20 protein-coding genes, 8 tRNA genes and 1 pseudogene are annotated in these 24,748 nt (G+C 37.5%); 2 read left to right on the top strand and 27 right to left on the bottom strand.

Translation table 11 applies throughout. From position 1 onward, the window contains the following. Positions 1-52: 52 nt before the first annotated feature. The 16 genes from AB8P06_RS17610 to AB8P06_RS17535 all read right to left on the bottom strand — a co-directional run bounded on the left by AB8P06_RS17610 (position 53) and on the right by AB8P06_RS17535 (position 9,768). Positions 53-124: transfer RNA gene (locus tag AB8P06_RS17610), tRNA-Asn, on the bottom strand. A gap of 7 nt (positions 125-131) precedes the next feature. After that, positions 132-205, bottom strand: a tRNA-Ile gene (locus AB8P06_RS17605). Between the two features lie 81 nt (positions 206-286). After that, positions 287-358 (bottom strand) — tRNA-Pro (locus AB8P06_RS17600). A gap of 69 nt (positions 359-427) precedes the next feature. Further along, a tRNA-Asp gene (locus AB8P06_RS17595) sits at positions 428-499 on the bottom strand. A gap of 8 nt (positions 500-507) precedes the next feature. Then, positions 508-592 (bottom strand) — tRNA-Ser (locus AB8P06_RS17590). A 5-nt stretch (positions 593-597) separates the two neighbouring features. Then, positions 598-671: transfer RNA gene (locus tag AB8P06_RS17585), tRNA-Arg, on the bottom strand. Positions 672-675: 4 nt separating this feature from the next. Continuing rightward, positions 676-749, bottom strand: a tRNA-Lys gene (locus AB8P06_RS17580). 4 nt (positions 750-753) lie between these two features. Next, positions 754-827 (bottom strand) — tRNA-His (locus AB8P06_RS17575). Between the two features lie 563 nt (positions 828-1,390). Beyond that, positions 1,391-1,519, bottom strand: coding sequence for a penicillin-binding protein (locus AB8P06_RS17570; protein ID WP_369843547.1), 129 nt, complete (start codon positions 1,517-1,519; stop codon positions 1,391-1,393). Positions 1,520-1,604: 85 nt separating this feature from the next. Beyond that, the gene (locus tag AB8P06_RS17565; RefSeq protein ID WP_369843546.1) at positions 1,605-2,627 is read right to left on the bottom strand and encodes a soluble NSF attachment family protein; all 1,023 of its coding nucleotides are present in this window, start codon (positions 2,625-2,627) and stop codon (positions 1,605-1,607) included. Then, positions 2,620-4,308: a bpX3 domain-containing protein gene (locus AB8P06_RS17560; RefSeq protein WP_369843545.1), complete on the bottom strand. Its 1,689-nt coding sequence runs from the start codon at positions 4,306-4,308 to the stop codon at positions 2,620-2,622. Before AB8P06_RS17560 ends, AB8P06_RS17565 begins: the two co-directional genes overlap by 8 nt. Then, on the bottom strand, positions 4,298-6,688 hold the full coding sequence (locus AB8P06_RS17555; RefSeq protein WP_369843544.1) for a hypothetical protein: 2,391 nt from the start codon (positions 6,686-6,688) through the stop codon (positions 4,298-4,300). Before AB8P06_RS17555 ends, AB8P06_RS17560 begins: the two co-directional genes overlap by 11 nt. Next, positions 6,679-7,422, bottom strand: coding sequence for a hypothetical protein (locus AB8P06_RS17550; protein ID WP_369843543.1), 744 nt, complete (start codon positions 7,420-7,422; stop codon positions 6,679-6,681). The genes AB8P06_RS17555 and AB8P06_RS17550 overlap by 10 nt, the downstream gene beginning before the upstream one ends. After that, entirely contained in the window at positions 7,395-8,528 is a 1,134-nt protein-coding gene (locus tag AB8P06_RS17545; protein WP_369843542.1) for an AAA family ATPase, read from the bottom strand. Before AB8P06_RS17545 ends, AB8P06_RS17550 begins: the two co-directional genes overlap by 28 nt. After that, positions 8,529-9,176 carry a conflict system bpX4 domain-containing protein gene (locus AB8P06_RS17540; RefSeq protein WP_369843541.1) on the bottom strand — a complete coding sequence of 216 codons (648 nt, stop codon included), beginning with the start codon at positions 9,174-9,176 and terminating at the stop codon, positions 8,529-8,531. Positions 9,177-9,378: 202 nt separating this feature from the next. Further along, a complete protein-coding gene (locus tag AB8P06_RS17535; protein ID WP_369843540.1) occupies positions 9,379-9,768 on the bottom strand; it encodes a VOC family protein in 390 nt (129 codons plus the stop codon). A 321-nt stretch (positions 9,769-10,089) separates the two neighbouring features. Between AB8P06_RS17535 and deoD the strand changes: the two genes are divergently transcribed. Continuing rightward, entirely contained in the window at positions 10,090-10,800 is a 711-nt protein-coding gene (gene deoD / locus AB8P06_RS17530) for a purine-nucleoside phosphorylase (protein WP_369843539.1), read from the top strand. Between the two features lie 116 nt (positions 10,801-10,916). Here the strand turns inward: deoD and AB8P06_RS17525 are convergent. The 3 genes and pseudogenes from AB8P06_RS17525 to AB8P06_RS17515 all read right to left on the bottom strand — a co-directional run bounded on the left by AB8P06_RS17525 (position 10,917) and on the right by AB8P06_RS17515 (position 13,126). Further along, positions 10,917-11,700, bottom strand: a pseudogene (locus AB8P06_RS17525) (TatD family hydrolase). Positions 11,701-11,763: 63 nt separating this feature from the next. After that, positions 11,764-12,411, bottom strand: a complete 648-nt coding sequence (locus tag AB8P06_RS17520) for a tRNase toxin domain-containing protein (protein ID WP_369843538.1) — start codon at positions 12,409-12,411, stop codon at positions 11,764-11,766. Between the two features lies 1 nt (position 12,412). Next, positions 12,413-13,126 (bottom strand): DUF434 domain-containing protein, encoded by a 714-nt coding sequence (locus AB8P06_RS17515; protein WP_369843537.1) that lies wholly within the window; start codon positions 13,124-13,126, stop codon positions 12,413-12,415. Positions 13,127-13,493: 367 nt separating this feature from the next. Between AB8P06_RS17515 and AB8P06_RS17510 the strand changes: the two genes are divergently transcribed. Continuing rightward, complete coding sequence (locus AB8P06_RS17510) at positions 13,494-14,522, top strand: LacI family DNA-binding transcriptional regulator (RefSeq protein ID WP_369843535.1); 1,029 nt, start codon at positions 13,494-13,496, stop codon at positions 14,520-14,522. Between the two features lie 391 nt (positions 14,523-14,913). Here AB8P06_RS17510 and AB8P06_RS17505 read toward each other — a convergent pair whose 3' ends face one another. The 8 genes from AB8P06_RS17505 to kduI all read right to left on the bottom strand — a co-directional run bounded on the left by AB8P06_RS17505 (position 14,914) and on the right by kduI (position 24,619). Then, positions 14,914-16,527 (bottom strand): UxaA family hydrolase, encoded by a 1,614-nt coding sequence (locus AB8P06_RS17505; protein WP_369843533.1) that lies wholly within the window; start codon positions 16,525-16,527, stop codon positions 14,914-14,916. A gap of 6 nt (positions 16,528-16,533) precedes the next feature. After that, positions 16,534-17,997 carry a tagaturonate reductase gene (locus AB8P06_RS17500; protein ID WP_369843532.1) on the bottom strand — a complete coding sequence of 488 codons (1,464 nt, stop codon included), beginning with the start codon at positions 17,995-17,997 and terminating at the stop codon, positions 16,534-16,536. Positions 17,998-18,143: 146 nt separating this feature from the next. Further along, positions 18,144-19,670: an MFS transporter gene (locus AB8P06_RS17495; RefSeq protein ID WP_369843531.1), complete on the bottom strand. Its 1,527-nt coding sequence runs from the start codon at positions 19,668-19,670 to the stop codon at positions 18,144-18,146. A 219-nt stretch (positions 19,671-19,889) separates the two neighbouring features. Further along, complete coding sequence (locus AB8P06_RS17490) at positions 19,890-20,558, bottom strand: bifunctional 4-hydroxy-2-oxoglutarate aldolase/2-dehydro-3-deoxy-phosphogluconate aldolase (protein ID WP_369843530.1); 669 nt, start codon at positions 20,556-20,558, stop codon at positions 19,890-19,892. Between the two features lie 2 nt (positions 20,559-20,560). Next, positions 20,561-21,568 carry a sugar kinase gene (locus AB8P06_RS17485; RefSeq protein WP_369843529.1) on the bottom strand — a complete coding sequence of 336 codons (1,008 nt, stop codon included), beginning with the start codon at positions 21,566-21,568 and terminating at the stop codon, positions 20,561-20,563. 7 nt (positions 21,569-21,575) lie between these two features. After that, entirely contained in the window at positions 21,576-22,973 is a 1,398-nt protein-coding gene (uxaC, locus tag AB8P06_RS17480) for a glucuronate isomerase (protein WP_369843528.1), read from the bottom strand. Between the two features lie 18 nt (positions 22,974-22,991). After that, the gene (locus tag AB8P06_RS17475; RefSeq protein WP_369843527.1) at positions 22,992-23,774 is read right to left on the bottom strand and encodes a gluconate 5-dehydrogenase; all 783 of its coding nucleotides are present in this window, start codon (positions 23,772-23,774) and stop codon (positions 22,992-22,994) included. Between the two features lie 8 nt (positions 23,775-23,782). Beyond that, positions 23,783-24,619 carry a 5-dehydro-4-deoxy-D-glucuronate isomerase gene (gene kduI / locus AB8P06_RS17470; RefSeq protein ID WP_369843526.1) on the bottom strand — a complete coding sequence of 279 codons (837 nt, stop codon included), beginning with the start codon at positions 24,617-24,619 and terminating at the stop codon, positions 23,783-23,785. Between the last annotated feature and the right edge of the window lie 129 nt (positions 24,620-24,748).

Below are 24,748 nucleotides of genomic sequence, written 5' to 3'. Positions count from 1 at the left end.
CTCTGACAAACCTTTTCTTTTTCTCTTTGAAACAATTAACATTTAGTTATTGCGATTCCGGAAAGATTCGAACTTTCAACTTCTGGCTTAACAAACCAATGCTCTACCATTGAGCTACAGAATCGTCTTTGTAATTTCGGAAGGACTCGAACCTTCAACCTTCGGTGTATCAGACCGAAACTCTAACCATTTGAGCTACGAAATCATATGCGGTAAATTCCCAACTCGGTATGCTTTTAATTTTAAAATTTATTGCAAAGCACCATTTACACATTCACCTTTTTTGTCTGGAAAATAGGATTCGAACCTATGACCTCCCGCGTCCAAGGCGGGTAAACAACCACCGTTATCTTTCCAGTTTTGCAGATTCATTTCTAAATTTCTTTTCCGGGAGACAGCCGAAACCGAGTTTTTCCATGAATCTTTGCGGTCTATGCGAGAATCGAACTCGCAGTGCCCAAGAGACAGTCGGGCAGGTTAGCCATTACCTCAATAGACCATTTTTTGCGGAGAGCAAAGGAATCGAACCTTCACTACTGTCGTAGAACTCATTAGCAGTAAGCCGCAACAAACCAATATTTGCCTACTCTCCTTTTGTGATTCCGACAGGATTCGAACCTGTAACCCTCGGTTTAGAAAACCGATACTCTATCCGGTTGAGCCACGGAACCTTTGTAATCCCAGAAAGATTTGAACTTTCAACCCCCGGTTTAAAAGACCGGTGCTCTAACCTATTGAGCTATGAGATTATGTTGGGGTATCTTCGGGGATCGAACCCTGTTCTCCGGTTCCACAGACCGGCGCTTTACCAAATAAGCTAAAGAAACCATAAAAAAAGCGCCTCTTTTCGGGAGGCGCTGTATATATTCTGACGTAAGAGATCATTAGTTGACCCACGTATATAAGCACCTTTCATCCATAAATTCACTATCAAGAATACAATCCTGTTTTCTCGGCTCTTGTCCTTGTAATCCTGAATACTGATTAAATATGTGATGTAATTGTTTCATTATATTTTTTGTTTTAAACATTTTTTGAATCCTGAAAACCTGTTGCTTTCAATTTTCGGTTGCAAAGTAAATATGATTTTTTTTAACTCACAAATAAATTTAAAACACAACTATCTGAAAATCAATAAATTAAATCTAAAATTTAGAGATAAGAATTCCTGTCCGTAATATTTTACAGATACCTTAATTACCTAAATGACTGTCTCTCATCGGGTTAATAATCACTCTTATTTATCTTATTTGTTGTTCATTGTTAATTAAAAAATTTTCACTTTTATGGTTATTTTTTTTCATTCTAAATAATTTCTGTCATAAAAACACAAAAAAACGCCCCGGTAACCGAGGCGTTTCTGCAGTATTTTGATTAAATTTTTACGGGTTTACAGTAAATAATTTCCAAAGTCAGCACATTTCGCCTCATTCCATATCATTTCATCATATCCGAATAGTCCTTTTATTGAAGGGCTTTCGCATAGGTTTACATTGATATGTGCTCTTTGTTTTGTCATAATGTTATTGGCGCAAAGATAAATCTTTTTCTTAATTAGTTGATCATTTTACTGTTACAGCGATGGCTATGAAAGTTTTAATCCATTAATTTCTGAACATTTTATTCCTTCCCGTTTTATATCTTGAAATATCTTTTAAAATCACCTCATCATTGGGATTGAAATGTTTTAATTCATTTACAATTTCGGACCGGGTATTTATTTTTTCTGCAATAATTTCATACGCGATATTCCTTGTTACAGGCTGTAGTTCCGGATCTTTTTTGAATTCATATTTCATGGCTTCCAGATAGGTTATTTTTTGATCCGGTGTAGCTTCTTCATATAGGTTTTTAATTTCTTTTTCCAGTTTTTTTATTTCAAAAATATTGGCGAAATAATTGTTGAGACAATTGAATGCATCTTTATTTTCGTCCCAGCCTTTTTTCAGAATTTTCTGGGCTTCGTCGGGTATCTCCATTTTTTTACGGTAAATCAGAGAAGCTTTCACCATCTGATCGTTACCTGCATAATCATCTGCAACCATTTGATAATAGACATTGGCATTTTTGACATCATTAATCTCTTTATACAGATCACCTACTTTCTCTTTTTGTTCCAGTTCTTTATAAAGGTCAATCGCTTTCTTATACTGTTTTGCCTTTTCATAGCAGGCTGCAGCTTCCGATTTGTTTTTTAATTTTTTCAGATAAACCACGGCTGCTTCATTATAAAAGCCTCCGTCTTCCAACGTTTTTGCTCCACGGTAATGATCCTGAAGCAAATTGATATAAACTTTTGCAGCCTTTTTATAATCCTGTTCTTCAATATATTTTTGAGCCAGCTCTTCGTATTTATTGCGGATCTTATCAAACAATGAAGTTTCCAGATAAAAATTCCCGCCACCTCTTACATTGGATCTGCCCGGGTTTTTCTCATTCTGCTCTTTATTTTTTAAAACCGTAATCACCAGAAAAACGATAGCTGCAATAATGATGAAAATAATGAGTGTCCCGATTACACTCCAAAAACTTTCATGGAACAGCTGTGCCAGTATCCCGATGATTTTCAGAATCACCAAAATGAAAAAAGCCGCCATAAATTTGTCTATAAACTTCTGCTTATTCATTTTCGTCTGATTTTAAAATGGTTTTATCTTCACTGAAAAGACGGTATAAAAGGAGGACAACACAGATAATGAGAATCCAGACAAACCAGTTGTACCCGAACATTTCGATGAGCGGATAGAAAAGATAAATCAGCATAGCCAGCAATACAACAGCCAAGAATATCTTGATTCCGTTCGGAACACTGCTGCCTCCGATATTCAAAGATTTTTTCCGGAAGAAATAAGTATAGATTCCCACACTACCCATAATGAAGGCAATCAGTGAGATAATTTCAGAAAAAGAAACTTCTTTTTTGGAAGAGACCTCTCCGGAATTGCCTGTTGTAGCATCATTTGATTTTTTATCAAAGGACAGCTGCGGATTTTCAAGGGTCCCGTAAAGACGGCCTAAAGAATCTTCTATCAGAACCTGTTTTTTCTTCCAGATACTCTTCACAATTCTTTTATTAGCAGGTTTCCATGGATGTGCTTTTTCTAAAGAATCTGAGATTTTCCGTTGATAGCTTTCCGATTTTTCCTCAATATGTTTTTTTATTTTCTGATTATAAATCTTTTTGAGAAAGTCCCTGGTTTTATTTTCTTTATTTTTAAAATTCTCAATCTCTTTTTTCACTTCAGCTACAGTTTTTCCACCTTGCTTTTTATAATCATCCACCTGCTTTTTGTCTTTTGATTCCATAGAAACTGCAGTGGAATATTCCTTGATCAGCTGAGTACGCTCTTTCCTGTACAGAGAATCAATTTTCATATCAATCTCCGTCAGTCCCGATTCAAAAGCCAGGATATCCGAAGGCTGATTTTTAAGGGCATCATTGGAAAGTACAGTGCCTGAAGACTGTTGCACAACCTCGGTTTCCTTTTTATCCGAATGGAAGCTTAATCTTGCAATAACAAAAATAATCCAGAAAGCAAGCAACAGCCACCGATAATCTCTTGCACCGGAATTGTTCTGTCCAAAAAACTTTCCAAGCCAACTATTCCCAAATTTAAATTTTCCAAAGCCATCACCTCGGGAAGTTCCCATAATATCGAGCGGAACTCCAAGGTCTATAGCTCTGTCAGGATATTTCTCTATATATTTTAAATATTTTTCAATTTCTTTTTTATTTCCGGCCATCACTTTTTTCAGATCGAAAGGGAGATCTTTCATCCATTCTTCTTCCGTCTGTGGGGTTTGGAGGGCTTCCATCACTTTTTCATCATCCATCTCCACAGTATACCGCTCTATTCTCTGAGGAATTTTTACGCCATTTAAAGGTTTTTTAATGATGATATCTGTTTTTTCAGGCTCCTGAAGTAATGAAATCCAGTTGATCTGCTCTGATAATTTCACCAAACCAAATTCAGGATGCATGATGAGAAATTCAGCATCTGTATTCTGCCAGTCTTCAGGATTTATTTTAGGATAAAAAACAGTATTTTCGGGGATGAACAATTTATTATCTACGCATTGAAAGTAAGAGTTCCTGCCAATGTCCTGCGGTGCCAGATGATCGAAAATCAAAAAACAGCCATATAAAATATTCGGTTCGTTGGAAGGTACCGGGAAAGACCTGATCTGGTGCAAATCAATCCCTGAAATTTCCATTTCATGTAACCAAACCAAAGGTGAAGAACCTTTGATTAAAAGTCCTTTTTTTGGATAATTATTTTTCGGAAAAGGTTTTATTCTAAGTTCCATATTCCAAAATTTGGTTGATAAAAGCTTCAAGATATCCGGAATACATATCTTCCATTTTTTTTACTTTCAGCAGGGTATTTTCGGGGAGATAATATTCCGAGCCTCCAAAGTCCGTATGGGTAGCCAATGACAGAAAACCATGTTCTGTGGAAGGAATATAAAATTCATGTATGCTTTTACTGCTGCTCCTGAAGGTAAGCATTCCACGGGAATCTGTTATGATTTCGCTACCATCCGGGAAAGTAAATTTATTTTTGTTCTGCTCTGCAAAAATGCTGATTGCATATCTGTTTTTAAAGAAATTCAGAGAGTTTTCATAATGCATAACCAATTCACTTCCGGATACCACTAACCTGTTTTTAGTATTGATTCCTATTTTATTAAAATTACTCAGAACTTTAATTCCGCTTTGATTTAATTTGGCGATTTCCGTCGATACTTTCTGGTAACTTTTTTCTATTTCAGCTTCATTGTTCACCGATTCCACAGAGATATTTCCTTCTATATTTATCTTAAAAACATTGGGAAGACCAGGTTGATACAGATAGAAATTTTTATTAAAGTAAATCAATTTTGAACTCGGAGGAATATTCTGACCCGTCACATTTAATTCTGAATATTCTTTGGTGGTCAGGTTTAATTTTGATACGAGCTTTTTATCATACTGGTACTGACAGATAATAAACTGTTGCTGCTTATTTCTTGCCAGAGCAAACTGCCCTCTCGGTTTTATGGAAATATTTTCTATTAACACTTCACTGCCGTGGTAGGTCTTGTAATAGTTGTAAGAATCTTTATTGTAATAATTATCAGACAAATATGTACGTAATAATTGTTTTTTTGAACTTAAAATAAAGAATTCACCTTCATATAAAAACCGGGCAATCTTATTGAAAGGGGTAGGAAATAATATCGGATAATTTTGGGGTAAATCCGTTTTTCTTCCATTGCCCGAAACATGTCCGACCTTTTGTTTTTGCTTTGGCGGATTGGCCCACAGCTCTTTTAAAGGCAATATAATTTTCTGCACATGCTTTCTTGTTCCCTGATGATGTTTATAGAAATTCAGTTCGCCATCTGTTGAAGTTGTTATTAAAAACTTAAGCCGGTCCCTGTTTTGGTGAATCACCCGCTGCAGGTTTTCATTTTGCAAATTTTCATGATGGGTGATAAAGAAAACTTCAAGATCTTTCTCCTTATGTTCATCTCCAAGAAACTTTTCGAGTGAAGCTGAAACCTCTAAAACAGAGCTTACCTGATTCAGGTTATCAATAATCTCTTCAATTTTGTCCAGTGAAATAGAAACGTTCGTTTGTCCCAAAGCAAAAACCCTGCATTCTGAATTGGCTTTCGGATGCTTGATTACAGCAATAGCCGATGCAAAAGCTAAAACTTTAGGAGTTCCCCAGTTTTTAAGAGAGGTATCGATTAATATGATCCTTTCAAAGATGTTTTCTTCAGGCGGTATTTCACGTTGAATGTAAAGTGCTTCGCTATTGGCAATACGGCTCATAAAAACCTCATCTTCGTTGGCAAATTCAGACAGGAGCATTCTGTGAAGCTCACCTTTATTGGTCATATCCGAAATTCCTCCAATCGGTTGCTCACCCGGAGAAAGGTGCCGCATCGGAATTTTCAGACCGCTCCAGATTCTTTTGATCAAACTTCCGACCTGGAAGGTTTTGGGTTCTTCTATTAATTCCTGAATGAAATCTTTGTCGGTTTCTACCGTTGTTTCCTCTTCTACAACTTCATCGTCAAGATCTGGAAGATCAACAACATTTTTCATCGCATCAATAATGGATTGTGTTGTCGGGAAACTCTTATTCATAAAAGCCAGAGTCCTGATATCTCTGCTGAAATAATTATGGGAAAGGTCCAGTTTTTGTGCACTGACAGCAATTTTATGAGGCCTTTTATAATAGCTTTTAAGAATCTGTTCAGCATTAGCTGATGAAACCCCGTTATGAATGCTTTTGAAAACAGTCTGGAAAAGAATAACCCTGTTTTGTCCTTTTTTGTAAACCCTGTCCAGTGCTTTTAACTTTTCCAGGAAATTTATGGCGTCAGGTATAAAGTCGCTTATCTGTTTACGATCAGTATAAGGATGGTTTTCAATTTCTGAAAAAATATATCCGGTGTCTAAATAACCATCCTGAGTGACATATAACGCTAAAAGCAATGATCCGAAAGGCGGAAAACCCTGTGGCTGCAGCTCTTTTAAAATTTCAATAATGTAAGGCCTGTAAGCAATTGCCCCAATACCCGGAAAAGATATAAGATTATTTTCATGATATCCTGAATCATCACGAATGTCTTCATCCGTCATCCATTCCCAGAAATAATCTTTATAGGACTGAAAATATTCATTTAATTCCATTCCTGTGCTTTTTCAGTGAGACGGAATGAGCTTACGGACATTTTCCGAAAATCATTTTTATCTATTGGTACATAGCTTCCGTTTTCGTTCCATAGAAGCCATTGATTCTGTTCTTTATTATATTTTCTCTGCAACAGTGAACTTAAATTTTTAAATTCGAAATCAAAACCTGCCGGTAAAAGATGACCGTCTTTGGACCAGTAAGTTTTTCCCGGAAACGCCAATAAAGGGGTTCCGAGAAACAATGCTTTTCCATCAATGATGATCCAGTCTATATTTTCCAGCTTAAATTTCGGAGTTGCTATAATGAGATCTTTAATTTCAGCCATTGAACATAACAAAGCTGCGGCGGGATGTTCTTCTTCACTTGGTTTTAATTTAATCTCAACTTTTTCATCAATCCCAAAGAAATTCTGATTGGAGGGTGGAAAAGTCAATCTTAATGCCTTATCTATAGGTGTCCAAAACAAAGCGGTTCTAACCTTTTTACTAGGAACCAAAGCTCCTTTTCGAAATAAAAGCCCCTCTCTTAATTCATACGATAAAAAATTCGGTAGTTGTTGAATTTCCGGAGAAACAGCCTGTTCTTCGGTAAAACCTTTTAGCCAGATCACATCTTCATCTAAAGCAATCTGAACATTTCTCCAGTCACGGATCGAGCCAAGGAAATCTTCATCAGCACGGGGAAGTTCTGCCCAAAATTCTTTTATACGCTTTGAAGAATTTTCTGCCATAGACTTTCAATTTCTTGTTGGATATATAATTTCTGTTCAGGATGCCTGATCCAGTCACAACGGGTCTGCAGGTATCTCAATTTATCCTTAATCACATTCTGCTCTTCAAAGCTCAATGTTCCGCTGTTCCATTTTTCAATCAGGATTTTTACATCTTTCATTACTTCTTCAGGGTTGGGTGTTTTGTTTTGCAAAGCCTGTGGATGAGATTGCGGGTTTTCATCTTTTTCGATAGTCCTGTTGATAATTCCTTCCAGAATTTCAATCTGCTCTTCTGTATCCCAGATATGTTTTAGTACCCAAAGATCCGAAAGAATCGCTTCGTTTCTACCACAAATCAGAGCACTTGCGGCAATAAGGTTCTGCAGCTTTACCGCTCTGCGGTCAGAGATGGCAATTCCTGTATTTCTGAGGCTGATGATACTATTTAAATATACTTCATAAATAGGTTTCAGATCCACTGTCCTGCATAAATTCTGAAGCTCACGGATCTCATCTGCATGAATTTCCGGAATTTCGGTTTCAACAGCGTTTTCTAATTTTCTTCCTGCTAAAAGTACCTGTTGAAGCAGTTCGGGATGCACATAATCTACATTAATCCTGATCAGAAAACGGTCGAATAATGCATTCAATGCTTCATCTTCCGGAAGAACGTTGCTCGCTCCTACAAACATCAGGGCCGGCAAATGTTTGGTTTCCTTTCCGCGTTTGAAAATCTTTTCATTCAAAGCCATTAAAAGAGAATTAAGAATGGCAGAATTGGCATTGAAGATCTCATCTAAAAAAACCATCGAAGCTTCCGGCATCATGCCTTCCGTATTGGTAAGAAGCTCGCCTTCCTTCAGTTTTCTGATATCAAAAGGACCGAAAATTTCATTGGGCTCTGTAAAACGGGTCAGTAAGTATTCAAAGTTTTTACCATCTTTCACCGTTTGTGAGAGGGTTCTTACAATTGCTGATTTTGCTGTTCCCGGAGGCCCGTACAAAAAAGCATTTTCCCTTGCCAGAAGGCAAATTCCCAACAAATCAACAACATCATTTTTCCCGACAAAAGTTTCTTTTACATAGTTAAGAACTGTATTAAGTTTATTGATATTTCCGGTCATTTATTTTTCTTCGTTAGTTATTTTTAATTCATTCCAAAACACTTCTTTATGCAAACCAAATTCTGCAATAAGCCATTGATTGATTAACGGAATTTCAGCTAATTTATAAGCCTTCTTTTCCACAATTCTTTCCAGATATAATTTTCTGTATGTTTTATCTTTCAGTTCTTCTTCCCAGTTTATTTTTTCCAGATCAAGATCATGCCCAATCCCTGAGTAATGAAACTGCAGCAAAATATTCTCCAATATTTTAATCAACGGGTCTTCCGGATCGGCAGATTGAAGCACAGAGATAATCTGTGGTAAAAACCTTAACGATAAATCGGCAGATAATACTGAAGAAACATCTGGCATTCTTTTATATTGTGGAATCAGCTCACCCAGGTTGTTTGCAGTATCTTTTCTGATCAGATACAGTTGAGCACTGTGATACAGTACTTTTGCCGCCCAAACAGCAGCTTCTTTATTACAAATCAATTGATCTGATAAAAATTCAAGTCTTTCATTTTCAAATTCAGCTTCAAAATAATGGGCAGCTTCATCCTCTTCATCTTTTGAGATCGTGTGAATCTCTGAAAAAACGGTAATGCATTCCTCCTTACGAAGCAGGAAAAGAGTATCTAAAAATGGGGATTTGGTTTGCATCATCTAACAAAAATAAAACTATTTCGCAGATTAGACTGATAAAGTGGTTGGCTTTGTTTTGTTTATGATAAAAAAATCTCACAGGTTTTGAAAACCTGTGAGGTTTGGTTTGGTGTGTAATACAAGAGGATAAGTTTCGGCTGGCGGCGGCTTTGCCGCCGCCAGCCGAAACTTATAACCGAAAACTTCATTTTTAAAATAAAGATCACTCAGTTATTTCGATAATGTTATTTTCAGGATCCAGAATTACACTTTCATAATAGCCATCGCCTGTTGTACGAGGTTCACCGGCAATAGTATAACCGTCTTTTCTTAAAGTTTCCGTCATCTCATCTACCTTTTCTTTACTGCCTGTAGAAAATGCCAGATGAATGATCCCGAATTGCTGGGAATCATAAGAGTTTCCGCTATCCTTAATATCGGGTCTGTTGATAATCTCAAGACGGCAGCCATTTTCAAAGCTTAAAAAATAAGACTGGAAATGTTTCACGGGATTGTGGTATTTTTCATTGGAGACGGCTCCAAAATATTTTTGATAGAATGCTCTGATCTTTTCCAGATCTTTTACCCAGATCGCAATGTGTTCAATTTTCATTGTTGTTTTTTTTTAACTTTTGCTAAAATAAGAAGGAGGGCTTGGAAATACTTCTTCTGTATTATTGTTTTTTGATGTTGTGTTTGCCGTTTTATTTTCTCGCAGATTGAGCAGATAAAGCAGATCATAATAATTTCATAGGATTTTGAAATTGATTAGTGTTTATGGAGTGAATTACTGTGTTTTTTTACATCTTGTAATATCTTTGGGTGCTATCTATCCGGAGATAGGAAATTGGCGTGGAAAATTTACTATACCGACTCGCAACCTCAGAATATTTTCAACCGAAAGTTGCTATCTTTGTCCCTTCAAAATAATATTATGAGTATTCACATTAGTGCAAAAAAAGGAGAAATTGCTAAAGTAGTATTACAGCCGGGAGATCCGCTTCGTGCACAGTATATTGCCGAAAACTTCCTGGAAGATGCAAAACTGGTAAGCAAAACAAGAGGTATTTTTTATTATACCGGGCTTTATAAAGGTAAGGAAATCTCTGTTGGGGCAAGTGGAATGGGTTTTCCGAGCATCGGTATTTATTCTTTTGAATTATATACTGAGTATGATGTGGAAACCATCATCAGAATAGGAACCTGTGGAGCGTATACAACGGATTTACAACTTTTTGATATTTTAAATGTTGAAAATGCAGCCAGTGAAAGTACCTACGCAAAATACGCATGGGAAATTGAAGATGAAATCATTGCTCCACAAGGAAATATTTTCGGTATCATCAACGAAACGGCTGAACAGCTATCTTTGAAAGCTAAGCCAACCAATATTCATAGCAGTGATATTTTCTACAGAAAAGACCCGAATATTCCTGCCATTGCAACAAAATATAACTGCCCGGCAGTAGAAATGGAAGCTTTCGGGTTATTTGCAAATGCCCGTCATTTAGGAAAAAATGCAGCAACAATCCTTACGGTAACCGATATTATTCCTACCCACGAAAAAATTTCTGCTGATGAAAGAGAAAAAGCCTTGAAACCAATGATGGAGCTGGCTTTGGAATCGGCGTTGAAAAGCGTTTAGGAAACTTAAGAGTGAAAAGGCAAAATTGCTAAAAGGCAAAAAAGCTGATAGATTTAATAAACAAATTTGCTGTTTTGCTATAAAAAAGAGCTTTACCAATACAGTAGAGCTCTTTTTTATATCCTGAAAAATTTCCTGGCGATCTCAGTAGTTTCATCCGCTACTTCGGAAACGCTGATCTTCTTCAAATGGGCGATGGTTTGTGCAACATATGGCAGAAAAGAAGGTTCATTACGCCGGTTTTGAATCCGTGGCATATTTTTCGGCAGCATGAATGGTGCATCTGTTTCAATCATCATCCGGTCGATCGGAGTATATTTAATTACTTCTTCCAGATGCTTAAATCTCTTCTCATCACTGATCGCTCCTGTAAATCCCAGATAAAATCCTTTATCCAGATATATTTTGGCTTCCTCTAAAGTTCCGGTAAAACAATGTACCACTGCTTCGGGAAGCTTAGACAGATACTCATCCGTAATCTCATTAAACCTTTTAAAAGCAGACCGCTCATGAAGGAAAAGAGGTTTATCAATTTCAACAGCCAGCTCAAGCTGTGCACGATAACATTTTTCCTGAATGGGTCTTGGCGAAAAATCCCGGTCAAAATCCAGCCCGCATTCTCCTACGGAAACGACATGGGAAAGCTTTAATAATCTTCAGCTCATTCATACTATGTTCATTAAAGGACTTGGCATCATGAGGATGGATTCCGGCCGTAGAAAATAAAATTTCCGGGTAATCTTCTGCAATTTCCGCCGATTCTTTGCTTCCATGTACGTTTATTCCGGTGAGGATCATCTGTTCCACTCCGTTATCGAGTGCCCGGTTAATGATTTCCTCGCGTTCGTGATAGAACTGTCTATTGGTCAGATTAATGCCAATATCGATAAATGTATTCATTTGTTTTCATTTTAAGCCGCAAAAATAAATACCGGATACGCAATGTTTTTACGTGATAAAAAATTAGTCATTGATAAAAGTTTCCAGAAAACCGATCAGTTGAGTCCCGTTATGGCTCCAGCGGATTCCGTGACCTACTTTTTCCCTGATCTCATAAACAATCCCGTGTTTATAATGAAAAAACACATTCCACCAGGTTTTATTTTCAATGATATCATTCACTTTTCCCATTACTTTCTTCTGCTTTTGTTCATTATTCCCTTTCATTTCGCCCCAAAATTGAGCATCCATTCGACCGATATGCTTTTCCCACGCCCTTTGAGCGATCGTAATCTCATCATTAAATAATTTTTGACAGCTTTCAATCAATATACTTTTAAGTGGCGGAATTGCAGTTTCATCACGAATGCTTGCGGAAGTCAGCCGTTGTCCTAAAACATTCAGCCAGTGCTCAAAAGAAATCCCTTCAAGTTTTTTTGCTATTGATTCCTGTTCATTGAGCTTCAAAATATCGATGAATATTCTGAAACTTTCATCTCTGTCAATTTTAATTTCCTCGTTGAAATAAGGAAGATCCCAGTCTAAAGTCTGCGTCTTATATTTCAGTATATTTTTTTCTATATTTTTTAAATGCTCTTCAGCTAAGACCACATCATATTTACTCTTCCAGGAATCTGAAAACCATGGAATATATTGATTCAGTTCAATCATTTTAAAACATTTTTATGAGATTAGCCTCCAATTTTTCTTCTCCAATTAAATAACTAATGATATTGAACCATTGTCTGCAGTGATCTAAAATCCAGGCATCGGAAGAAGCTACAATTTCTGCATTGTCAGCTAAAAACTTATCCGGATTATATTGCAGTTCAACTTCCCAGTTAAGCTGATTTTCCTGCGCAAATTCCAGAATATTCTGTTTGATTCTTCCACTGTTTGAAACCGGCTGATCAAAAATCCATATCATTTTCTGAAGCCCGACTTTCCGGAAAAATCCGGCAACCAATTCTATTGATCTAAAGGTTTGACTAACTCTTTTATAGGTTCCGTGAACACCGGAAAGATCCCGATAGCAACCATCAACACCTTCGAAAATATAAGCCCCGGAAAGAATGCTCTCAAGTAAAATCAATATATTAAAACCATCCAGATAAATGATCTTATCTTTCAGGTCAGCAACTTTCATTTCTTTAGTTTTCCTGTTTTGAACCTGAACTTCAGAAGCGGAAGCACTCCGGAATGCCTGAATTTGTCTGGTTTTTAATCTATACCGGTTTCCAATCAATTCAGACGCGGCTTTTTCAGCATATTCCCTGCTCATCAGATACTGCATATCCTGAACCGCTGATCTTAGCTTATCAAGCTGCTTATCCGTTCCGAAAAGTGTATCATCACCTGTATTTTTTCCACGGTTTCTGTTATTCATGTTCAAAAATAAAGTTTTTGAAAGAAACCGAGATAATTACACATGAAAATAACATTATCAATTCGTGCAACCGATTATAATTATAATTTATTAGACGCAAAGGCGCAAAGTTTATTAAAAATCTTATGTTTTTAAGACGCGAGAAAATCTAAGATTTTCGGCAAGTTTTTTTTGTTTCTGATAAAATATTTCAGTTTTCGCGATCAATAAAACTATTTTAATAAAATCATCTGAATCAATATCATTAAGATGAAGAATTTAATTTTATTTTAAGTATAAAATACTTTTTATTTCCATATTATTAGATATAATTTGATTAAATTTACGTCAATAATTCAGGTTAAAAAAATAGCAGAAAATAACATCTATGAATAAGAAAAGTGCCACGATATATGACATTTCAAAGAAACTTAATGTAAGTGTGGCTACTGTTTCCAGGGCACTTAATGATCACCCGAGAATAAGTCAGGCAACAAAAGATCTGGTAAAGAAAACTGCTAAAGAGATGAATTATAAGCAGAATAATCTTGCCAAGGCTCTTAAAAGTGGGGAAACAAAAAACGTAGGGATTATCGTTCCTTATATTAATACCAATTTTTTCTCATCTGTCATTCGCGGAATCGAAGAAGAATTGGCTCCGCACGGTTATCATGTGATTATTTGTCAGAGCCATGAGGATGTCAATATTGAAAAAAGGCTTCTTAATACTTTTTTAAATGCCCAGGTTGATGGAATTTTCATGTCGGTTTCCAAGACAACAATCGATACGGAGCATATTCAGAATATCCTGGATACCAGCAATACCCCGATCATTTTTTTCGACAGAAAGAAAGATATTGCGGGAATCAGCACTGTAACCATTGATGATTACCGTGGTGGCTATATGGCAACGGAGCATCTTATCAAGGAAGGCTATAAAAATATCTGTCATTTTGCAGGAGATCTTAATCTTGAGATTTATCAGAACCGTCTTAATGGCTATAAACAGGCATTAACCGATCATCAGTTCCAGGTGAAAGAAGATAATATCATTTCCACAGGAAGCTCGATTGATGCGGGAATTGATGCCATCAAAAAGCTTTGGGATAAAAAATCTGTCCCGGATGCAATCTTTTCATCGAGTGATTTTGCTGCATTGGGAGCCTGCCAGGAATTAAAAAAACGTAAAATAAAAATTCCTCAGGAAGTTGCCGTTATCGGATTTTCCAATGAGCCTTTTACGCAATTTATGGAGCTTCCGATGAGTTCTGTGGATCAGACGCCTGTTACCATGGGAAAAATAGCAGGCCAGGTATTTATTGAAAGTGTAAAGGAAAACGGCTCCGGAGTTTCTATAGAGAAGAAAGTGGTGTTGGCACCGCAGCTTTATATCAGGAAGTCTTCAAAAAGGAAGTAATTAATATAGATTTTGGCTAAAGCAAGATTTGATTTATAATTTTTTGTAAACGGGCTAAAGCCCGTTCCTATTGAATCCTGATTTTGTGCTTATTTGTGAAAATATTTGTGGCTATTCGTAGTTAAATAATTGAATTATAAAACTGCTTAAAATATCGCAGGATATTTCTTAACTCAACTTAAATCCTTCAACTTTCTTAATGTTTATATAGGTTTTGGCTAAAGCAAGATTGATTTATAATTTTTCATAAACGGGCTAAAGCCCGTTCCTATTGATTCTGATTTTGCTTATTTGTGAAAATTTTTGTCTATTGTGGCTACAATTAATCAAAGAAAATGCTCTCCACATTATGTAGAAAGCATTTTCACACCTAATATTTATATAAATGAACTTAAAGAGAAACGCCTCTTCTCCAGGGGATAAAATCATTCTGGTTCAAGACTGCAGCTTTGGTTTTTATGTTTCCGCTGGCAACTTCAATAATAAATTCCAGCAATTCTTCTGCTTTTTCATCGATTGTTTTTTCACCGGTAATTACATCTCCTGTATTAAAATCGATGATATCGGGCATCCTTTCAGAAAGGGCAGTATTGGAAGATATTTTCACTACCGGGGCAACCGGATTTCCCGTCGGGGTTCCTAAACCTGTTGTAAATAACACCATATTTGAACCGGAACCGACTAAAGCCGTTGTACATTCTACATCATTTCCGGGAGTACATAGCAAATTCAAGCCCGGTTCTTTGATGTATTCCGTAAAATCAAGAACATCATTAATGGGTGAAGAACCGCCTTTTTTAGCCGCTCCTGCAGATTTCATAGCATCGGTGATTAGGCCGTCCTTAATATTCCCCGGCGACGGATTCATATCAAAGCCTGATCCTGCAGCAACAACTGATTCTTCAAAATCTTTCATTAATTGTAAAAATCTTTCGGCATCTTCTTCGTTGATGCAGCGGTTGACCAGCTCCTGCTCTACTCCACATAATTCCGGGAATTCCGAAAGAATTGTAGCCCCACCAATTCCTGCCATCAGATCTGACAGCTGTCCTAAAACCGGATTGGCAGAAATTCCTGAAAAACCGTCTGAGCCACCACATTCCAAGCCTAAAACCAGTTTTGAAACCGATGCCGGCTGTCTTTGGATTTCGTTGGCTTTTTTGATCGCCTCGTAAGAATCTTTAATGATCCCGTTCAGCATTTCATCTACTGTTCCGGATTTTTGTTGTTCGTAAACAATAATCGGCTTTTTTTGATCCGGACTTATTTTTTCCAATGCATCTTTAAAAATCTGAACCTGTAAATTCTGACAGCCCAGGCTTAAAACCGTTGCTCCAGCCACGTTCGGATTTTTAACATAACCTGCCAATAGGCGTCCCAACGCTTCTGCATCCTGACGAATTCCGCCACAGCCACCCTGATGAGTGATGAATTTTACGTCAATATTTTTAAAAACTCTCGAATCTTTCTCTTCTTCAGTGGCCGGTTCTTCTTCTGAATTATTAATTAATGATCTTAATAACAGCTGATGTTTTGTTGCTTTTTCAAACAACAGCTCTTTTTCAAAAACGTCTTTTAAAATCTCAACATTCCTGTTTTCACAAAAAACCAACGGAAAAAACAGCCATACATTTTCTGTTCCCACCTGTCCGTCTTCCCTGTGATAGCCCATGAAAGTTTTGTCCTTCCATCTGTCTACATTTGGTGCTGTCCAAGAAGTTGTTTCGGTTTTGCCTTTTACTTTTGCACTTTGATGTTTTACATTTTCAGTGGTGATCACCTCTCCTTTTTGGATCGGCTGATTTGCTTTTCCAACTAAAACACCGTACATAATGATAGAATCATCCACGGCAAGATCTTCGGTCACGAATTTATGTTTCGCTTTCGTGTCTTTTATAACTTCATAAGTAATATCGTCCAAAGTAACAACTTCCCCCTGCTTCAGATCTACCAATGCCACTGCTACATTATCTCTGGGATTTACTTTCAATACTTTCTTTTGCATGATTTCTCAGGAATTAAATTTGACAAAATTCTGCCAGGCAGTTTCAATATCGTGATGCTCAATTTCCCATAACGCTTTTGCCACTGCAGGTTTTAAACCTTCTACCTGTGTAAGGTCAGTGTCCCAGAAACCGGTTTCGCTTAAAGCCAGCTCAGCTACTTTTTCATAATCTTCATTCGCCCAGATCTCTTTAAATCTGTTGATGATCGTTTCTTCATCATTCAATGGTAAAACATTTCCTTTAAAGCTTCCCTGATAGAATCTGATTAAACCTGTCAGAGCAAACGTCAGATTCAAGGGTAATTTATGATTGATCTCTACATATCTTAACAAGCTTGGAATGACTCTCACTTTAAATTTGGAAACAAAATATAAAGCAATACTTGACAGATAATGCTTGATAAACGGATTTCTGAACCTGTCGAAAACCTCATCTGCAAAATCTTTCAATTCATTTTCATCTAATCCTAAAGTCGGATTGACTTCATTGGCAATCGTTTCACTTAAAAATTTTCCTAAAAATGGATCATCAATAGAATCTTTTACCGTTTCTTTTCCTGATAAAATCGCCGGAGCCAACATCAAACTGTGGCCACCATTCAGAATTCTGACTTTTCTTAAACGGTAAGGCTGAATATCATCAACTACCAGAATCTGCTCATTGATTTGATCAAAAGGAATTCTTTCTTTTAAATTTCCTGCATCCTGAATTACCCAAAGTAAAAAAACTTCGGAAACGACCATCATCCGGTCTTCGTAATCCAGCTGGTCTTCGTAAGCTTCTGCATCGTCTTTCGGATAACCCGGAACAATCCTGTCGACTAAAGTATTATGAAAATAATTACACTGTTCAATCCATTGTGCAAAATCACTTTCAAAATCCCACAATGAGGCATATTTTAAGATGATTTCTTTTAAAGCCAAAGCATTGTCTTCAATCAGTTCACAGGGAATAATTCTCAATCCTTTATCAGCTGCCCCATTAAAATGTTTAAACCTTTCATATAGTAAAACGGCTACCTTTGCAGGGAAATTTTTATGTGGCCCTGCATAATTACTTTCGGATTCATCGTAAGCAATTCCTGTTTCTGTAGTATTTGAGAAGATAAATTCAAGCTCTTCTTCTTTTGCCAATGCTAAAAACCCATCATAATCCGTATAAGGATTAACCGATTTCTGAATCGCTGAAATCACCCGTTTGGTATCAATAATCTCTCCTTTTTTAATTCCTCTTGAAAAAAGAGTATACAGGTTATCCTGCTCTTCCAGCTTATGCACTGAGCCTCCCGGTGTAGGTTGTACGTTTACAATTCCTGCATTGAATCCTGTTTCTTTATTTAATTTATCGATGACATAATCTGTGAATCCCCGCATGAAATTTCCGCCTCCGAACTGTACAATTTTGATCGGAAGCTTTTCCTGAGAACCAATTAATTCACGATTTAATTTTTGTTTTATCTGATTTTCCATCTTTTTAATTTTATCATCTTTTGATTTGATGATTTTATTTTTAACACAAAGTCCGCAAAGTTTTTTGCAAATAATCCCGTTTATTTTAAGTTCGCAAAGGAATTTCACTCAGCAAAAATCTTTGAAATCTTTTGCTATGCGGTTTACTATTTTATTACTTTATATTTTGGAACCAATGCTTTCATTACGCTCCATGCGATCAGGTAAGCAACAGCACACACTGAAAATATGATCATATATCCTTTATCTATTCCGTCTACCACAACGGCTCCTGACTTTTCTAACTGTTCAAAAAAACCGTCCGGCAATCTTTCGTTGGTGTACTGAGGATATTTTTCTAAAAAAGGTATTCCGTCAACTGTTGACCAGGCTTTGTGAGCATGATCAAATAAGACTCCTGAAGATTTATTGATCAGAAATGATCCGATTCCGCCCGCCATTCCACCGATACCGGTGATGGTTGCAATAGCTTTTTTAGGGAACATATCGCCGACTGTCGAAAAAATATTGGCCGACCATGCCTGATGCGCTGCTCCTGCAACTCCTATAATCAAAACCGGAAGCCAATAGGTGATTGAGCCTAAGGGCTGAGCCAGCAATGCCAGTAAAGGGAAAAATGCAAAGATCAGCATCGCTTTCATTCTTCCGGTGTAGGCATTCATTCCCTTTTTCTCAACGAAGTATTTAGGAAGCCACCCACCGATGATTGAAAATAGGGTAATCATATACAGGACAAACAACGGAAATGCACTTTGCGTAGAATCCATTTTATAAACGGAACTTAAGTAAGCCGGTGTCCAGAAAAGGAAAAACCACCAGATCCCGTCGGTCATGAATTTTCCGAAAGCAAAAGCCCAGGTTTGTCTGTAGCTGAAGCATTCTTTGAAAGAAAATCTTTTTTCAGGAACACCCGGATCCGTATTCGGAATATCATCCTGATCCTGTTGGATATAGGTTAATTCATGTTCATTAACTTTATGATGCTCGTGTGGTTTTTTATAGTAAAACACCCATAATCCCATCCATATAAAGCCTAAAGCCCCGATGATGATAAAAGCCCATTCCCAACCCATTGATTTTGCAATAAAAGGGATTGTAACCGGTGCTGCCAAAGCTCCCACTGTTGCTCCCGCATTGAAAATACTGGTAGCCAAAGCCCTGTCTTTTTTAGGAAAATATTCAGCCGTCGTTTTGATTGCTGCCGGAAAATTTCCTGCTTCACCTACTGCTAATACAAATCTTGCAAAAATAAACAAGGTTACACTGGTGCTTATCACTGTAGAAATATTGTTTACCGTTCCGATAATTTCTTTAGATTCATGAAAACCTACCAACCAGTTTCCTGTAAGGATTCCAGATGTGGCAATTCCGCAGAATGCATGTAAGCACGCTCCGACAGACCAGATGGCAATCGCCCAGAGGAAACCTTTTTTTGTATCCATCCAATCGACAAATTTCCCTGCAAAAAGCATACTTGCCGCGTAAAAAATAGAAAACAGCGCGGTGATATTCCCGTAATCGTTGTTATTCCAGTGAAACTCCGGTGCAATGAAGTCTTTCCAGGTTAACGACAATACCTGGCGATCCATATAATTGATGGTGGTGGCAATAAAAAGCAGCACGCATATCGTCCATCTGAAGTTACTCGGTTTCGAGGATATTTCTTTTTTCATATCAATCTTTAATAGTATTGATTTTTTATTGATTTTGAAAGCAATTTAGATGTAAAACTCCCTTTTTCACGCTATTTTAAGCAAAGAAAAACTTTTATCACTATCAATAGTTTAGTTTGAAGACATATGAAAACATGAAGGTTGGTTAAGTTTTAAAAACCGTAAGGACGAGCTTGATTAAACTTAACATCTTCAATATTTTAATGGTCCAAATACATTTTATCTTAATTCCTTAATCGTTTGAATTGAATTTTTTACAGTCTCCGTAATTTTTACGTAATCGTAATCTCCGTTTTCATTTTTCACAAATAACTGCGAGCCAAGGCCAACACAATATGCTCCGGCTTTGATCCATTCCGTAAGGTTTTCTTTTGTCGGGAGCACACCGCCTGTAGGCATAATGTTTGACCAGGGCATCGGGCCTTTTACCGCTTTGATAAATTCCGGTCCGCCTACCTGTGTTGCCGGGAAAATTTTCACAATTTCAGCACCCAATTCTTCTGCGTAAGAAATTTCAGAAACCGATCCGCAACCGGGCATCCATGAGATTTTTCTTCTGTTGCAAACCTTAGCCATATCGGCATTCAATAAGGGTGAAACAATAAAATTGGCTCCGTTCTGAATATACAGGGAGGCTGTTCCGGCATCTAGGACAGAGCCTATTCCCAGAATCATTCCGGGAAGTTCTTTAGTCGCATATTTCAGCAGCTCTGCAAAAACTTCATGGGCAAAATCTCCCCTGTTGGTAAATTCAAAAACACGGGCGCCACCGTCGTAGCAGGCTTTCACGACTCTTTTACTGATCTCTGTATCTGCATGGTAAAATACAGGGACCAATCCTGTTTCTTTTGCTTTTAATGCAACTTCTATACGCGTAAATTTTGCCATAATTATCTTTTTATTCTTCCTCCTGAGTTTCCGTTCATCACTTCCAGAATATCTTCTGCGCTACAATAATTGATATCTCCCGGAATGGTATGCTTAATCGCACAGGCAGCATTTGCGAATTTTAATGCTTTTTCATCATCGAAATTCAGTAATCCGTAAATTAAGCCTGCTGCAAAAGCATCTCCGGTTCCGATTCTGTCAACCACAGGATTAACTTCCAGAAGTCCGGTCTCAAAATAATTTTCATCGGTCAAAGCCCTTCCCTGCGTTTGCTGAGAGCTTGCCGTAACTCCGATTCTTATTTTATCGAAAATTTTATGAATGGAAGGAATTTGTTGTTTTAATTCTTTACAGGCTTCAATGAAACCTTCTTTATCTGACGGAAACTGAGTTCCTAAAATTTCATTAATCTCATTCACACCGCCGATAAAAATGGTGGAATATGAAACCAGTTCTTTTAAAATATCATTTCCGTTTTTACCATATTTCCAGAGGTTTGAGCGGTATGCAGGATCAGATGTAACCTGAATTCCCATTTCCCGGGCAGTTTTTAAGCCTTCTTTCAAAGTTTCATAGGCACTTTCGGAAATTCCGGGACTGATGCCTGTCCAGTGAAAATATTCACAGCCTTCCAACGCTTTTTTCCAGTCAACCTGCTCAGGTTTAATATTGGCGAAAGATCCATTTAAACGGTTGTAAGCGATTCTGCTTGCCCGGACAGATGATCCGGTTTCAAGAAAATATAATCCAAGCGGATGCTCATTTTTGTTGATGAAACCTGTATCAATTCCAAAACTTTTAATGAAAGAAACGGCAGATTCACCCACAAAATCATCTGAAAGACAACTTACATGCTTTACATCACAACCCATTGTCGCCAATGAAGAGGCAACATTAAGCTCTGTGCCTCCGAAAAAGAATTCCATTTCGTGGCTCTGCTTCATGGTTCTGTTTCCCGGTGGTGAAAGCCTCATGATCACTTCACCGAATGTGACTATTTTACTGCCCATAATTCAGTTAAAAATCAAAATAATTTTTAGCGTTATAGTAGCAGATATCGGAAACCGTTCTTCCGATCAGCTCAATATCATCCGGCAATTCACCGTTCTGCATTTCTTCTCCGAACAGATTACACAATACTCTTCTGAAATATTCATGTCTCGGATAAGAAAGAAAGCTTCTTGAATCTGTCAGCATTCCTACAAAGCAGCTGATCAGTCCCATATTGGATAATGCATTCATCTGTTTGATCATTCCGTCTTTCTGATCCAGAAACCACCATCCGGAACCGAACTGCACTTTTCCTTTTACACTGCCATCATTGAAATTTCCGATCATTGTTGCAAAAATTTCATTGTCGGCAGGGTTTAAATTATATACAATAGTTTTAGTCAGTTTATCTTTTCCGTCTAAAGTATTTAAGAATTTAGACAGGGTTTCAGCCTGAACGAAATCGCCGATAGAATCCCAGCCTGTATCAGGGCCTAAAATTCTGTGCATACGCTCGTTATTATTTCTCAAAGCTCCCAAGTGGAACTGCTGAACCCAGCCGAATTTGTGATAAGCTTCACCCAGGAATAATAAAATAGCTGTTTTAAACTGATTGACCTGTTTTTCGGCAATCACTTTCCCTGATAATTTATCTTTGAAAATAGTGTTGATTTCAGCATCTGTGAATTCTTCGAAAGAAATATTATTCAATCCGTGGTCGCACAGTCTGCATCCGTTTTCATGGAAATATTCAATTCTATTTAATAAAGCATCACATAAACTCTGGTAAGAATCAATGGTAACTCCTGCCGATTCGCCAAGTTTCCCCATATAATCTGCGAAGTTGTAATTTTCGATTAAAATCGCTTTATCAGGACGGAAAGCTGTGCTTACTTTTATACTGAAATCACTTTTTGCAAGGTCCTGGTGGTAATTTAACGTATCTGTAGGATCTTCCGTTGTGCACAGAGATTCTACATTCATCATTTTTAATAACCCTCTTGTTGATTTTTCAGGGGTTTGCAATTGTGCCGTGATATTATCATAAATTTCGCTGGCATTATTTTCGTTGAGCAACTCATTAATTCCGAAATAGCGTTTAAGTTCCAGGTGTGTCCAGTGGTATAGCGGATTTCTTAAAGTATAAGGAACCGTTTTTCCCCAGGCCTGAAATTTTTCTTTATCAGAAGCACTTCCCGTGATCAATTTTTCATTCACACCCATTGTACGCATTGCCCGCCACTTATAATGGTCACCGGCAATCCATACTTTGGAAATATTTTCAAAACGGGTATCTTCTGCAATATCTTTAGGGATCAAATGATTATGATAATCGATGATCGGTAATTTTTCTGCGTAGTTAAAGTATAACTCTTCAGCGTATTTATTCTGTAATAAAAATTGATCTGTTATAAAAGATTTCATTCTTGTTTAATTCTGTTGTTATTCATTTGCAGGCTTCCCGATGGTGGCCAGAATACCGCCGTCCACATAAATGATCTGTCCGTTGATAAATCTGCTTGCATCGGAGGCTAAGAAAATAGCTGTTCCGGCAAGGTCTTCGGGATTTCCCCATCTTCCTTCCGGGGTTCTGCTGATGATAAAATCATTGAAAGGATGTCCATCTACTCTTATAGGCTCTGTTTGTGACGTTGCAAAATATCCGGGTCCGATTCCGTTTACCTGAATATTGTGCTTTGCCCATTCTGTAGCCAGGTTTTTGGTCAGCATTTTCAATCCGCCTTTTGCCGAAGCATAAGCTACCACATTATCACGCCCGAGCTCGCTCATCATTGAGCAGATGTTGATAATTTTCCCTGACTTTCTTTTGATCATATGCCTGCCAATCAGCTGTGACATGATAAAAGGGCCGGTAAGATCTACATCTATTACTTTTCTGAAGTCTTCCACTTCCATTTCAATCGCCGGAATCCGTTTGATGATCCCTGCATTATTGACAAGGATATCTATTTTCCCATGTGTAGCTTCCATTAAAGCAACTTTCTGGGCTGCTTCACGCTCGTCTGTAACGTCAAAAATATAACCTGTAGCCTTGTACCCTTTTTCATGGTAATGGTTTAAAGCTTCTTCCAGTTTTGACGGGGTCGTACTTGTAATCGCCAATTCAGCACCTGCGGAGGCAAGACCTTCTGCCATTGCCATTCCTAATCCATGAGTACCGCCTGTAACAACGGCTACCTTGCCGGATAAATCAAATAAATTCATCAGAAAAATTACTTTAGTTCATTAGTTTTGATACCGTCCATATCGCCGTAGTCCATATTTTCTCCGGCCATACCCCAGATAAAAGTATAACTGGAAGTTCCTACCCCTGAATGAATTGACCATTCCGGAGATAAAACCGCCTGCCTGTTGGTCATAAAGATATGACGTGTTTCCTGAGGCTGTCCCAGGAAATGGCTGATCGTCTGCCCTTCTTCAAGATCAAAGTAGAAATAGGCTTCCATTCTTCTGGTGTGGGTATGTGCAGGCATTGTATTCCATACACTTCCCGGCTGAAGCTCGGTCATTCCCATCTGTAGCTGACAGGTTTTCAGAACACTGTTGACAATCAGCTTATTGATGACTCTTTTATTGGCATATTTTTCCTCACCCAGCTCTACAATTTCAGCTTCATTTTTAGTGATTTTTTTGGTCGGATAAGCATGATGAGCCGGAGCAGAATTGATATAGAAATACGGTTGTTCATCACCTGATTTTTCAAAGATCACTTCTTTCACTCCTTTTCCAATATATAAAGCTTCTTTATTCCGGAGCTCATATACATCACCGTCTGCCGTCACTTTTCCCGTACCGCCTACGTTGATGATTCCCAATTCCCTGCGGGCAAGAAAGTACTCCGCTTTAAGATCGTCTGTGGGCTCAAGCTTCAAAGCTTTCTCTGAAGGCATTATCCCTCCTACAATCAACCTGTCATACATTGTATATACCAGCTTTATCCGGTCTTCATTAAATAAATCATCGATAAGAAACTCCCGCCTCAGATCTTCAGTGGTATACTTTTTAGCATCTTCAGGATGGTGGGCGTATCGAAATTCCGATTGTGTCATACTACTTGTTTTATACTTTTCTTTTGTGGTTTTATCAAAACCTGTTAAACTTTGCGTAATCGATTGCATAAAATTACACTAAAATTCGATAGAAATACTTGTTGATAAATATATAATTATTATTCAATT

This window comes from Chryseobacterium tongliaonense (assembly GCF_041224435.1).
GTDB classification, from domain to species: domain Bacteria; phylum Bacteroidota; class Bacteroidia; order Flavobacteriales; family Weeksellaceae; genus Chryseobacterium; species Chryseobacterium tongliaoense.
Note: the sequence above shows the minus strand (reverse complement) of the source record. Positions and strands in the feature narration are given on the sequence as shown.

Coding starts and splice junctions, on each gene's coding strand:
- AB8P06_RS17565 (WP_369843546.1), bottom strand. CDS start 2,627: ATGAATAAGCAGAAGTTTATAGACAAATTTATGGCGGCTTTTTTCATT.
- AB8P06_RS17495 (WP_369843531.1), bottom strand. CDS start 19,670: ATGAAAAAAGAAATATCCTCGAAACCGAGTAACTTCAGATGGACGATA.
- AB8P06_RS17510 (WP_369843535.1), top strand. CDS start 13,494: ATGAATAAGAAAAGTGCCACGATATATGACATTTCAAAGAAACTTAAT.
- AB8P06_RS17535 (WP_369843540.1), bottom strand. CDS start 9,768: ATGAAAATTGAACACATTGCGATCTGGGTAAAAGATCTGGAAAAGATC.
- AB8P06_RS17520 (WP_369843538.1), bottom strand. CDS start 12,411: ATGATTGAACTGAATCAATATATTCCATGGTTTTCAGATTCCTGGAAG.
- deoD (WP_369843539.1), top strand. CDS start 10,090: ATGAGTATTCACATTAGTGCAAAAAAAGGAGAAATTGCTAAAGTAGTA.
- AB8P06_RS17500 (WP_369843532.1), bottom strand. CDS start 17,997: ATGGAAAATCAGATAAAACAAAAATTAAATCGTGAATTAATTGGTTCT.
- AB8P06_RS17515 (WP_369843537.1), bottom strand. CDS start 13,126: ATGAATAACAGAAACCGTGGAAAAAATACAGGTGATGATACACTTTTC.
- AB8P06_RS17475 (WP_369843527.1), bottom strand. CDS start 23,774: ATGAATTTATTTGATTTATCCGGCAAGGTAGCCGTTGTTACAGGCGGT.
- AB8P06_RS17545 (WP_369843542.1), bottom strand. CDS start 8,528: ATGACCGGAAATATCAATAAACTTAATACAGTTCTTAACTATGTAAAA.
- uxaC (WP_369843528.1), bottom strand. CDS start 22,973: ATGAAATCTTTTATAACAGATCAATTTTTATTACAGAATAAATACGCT.
- AB8P06_RS17560 (WP_369843545.1), bottom strand. CDS start 4,308: ATGGAACTTAGAATAAAACCTTTTCCGAAAAATAATTATCCAAAAAAA.
- AB8P06_RS17540 (WP_369843541.1), bottom strand. CDS start 9,176: ATGATGCAAACCAAATCCCCATTTTTAGATACTCTTTTCCTGCTTCGT.
- AB8P06_RS17505 (WP_369843533.1), bottom strand. CDS start 16,527: ATGCAAAAGAAAGTATTGAAAGTAAATCCCAGAGATAATGTAGCAGTG.
- kduI (WP_369843526.1), bottom strand. CDS start 24,619: ATGACACAATCGGAATTTCGATACGCCCACCATCCTGAAGATGCTAAA.
- AB8P06_RS17570 (WP_369843547.1), bottom strand. CDS start 1,519: ATGACAAAACAAAGAGCACATATCAATGTAAACCTATGCGAAAGCCCT.
- AB8P06_RS17550 (WP_369843543.1), bottom strand. CDS start 7,422: ATGGCAGAAAATTCTTCAAAGCGTATAAAAGAATTTTGGGCAGAACTT.
- AB8P06_RS17485 (WP_369843529.1), bottom strand. CDS start 21,568: ATGGGCAGTAAAATAGTCACATTCGGTGAAGTGATCATGAGGCTTTCA.
- AB8P06_RS17490 (WP_369843530.1), bottom strand. CDS start 20,558: ATGGCAAAATTTACGCGTATAGAAGTTGCATTAAAAGCAAAAGAAACA.
- AB8P06_RS17555 (WP_369843544.1), bottom strand. CDS start 6,688: ATGGAATTAAATGAATATTTTCAGTCCTATAAAGATTATTTCTGGGAA.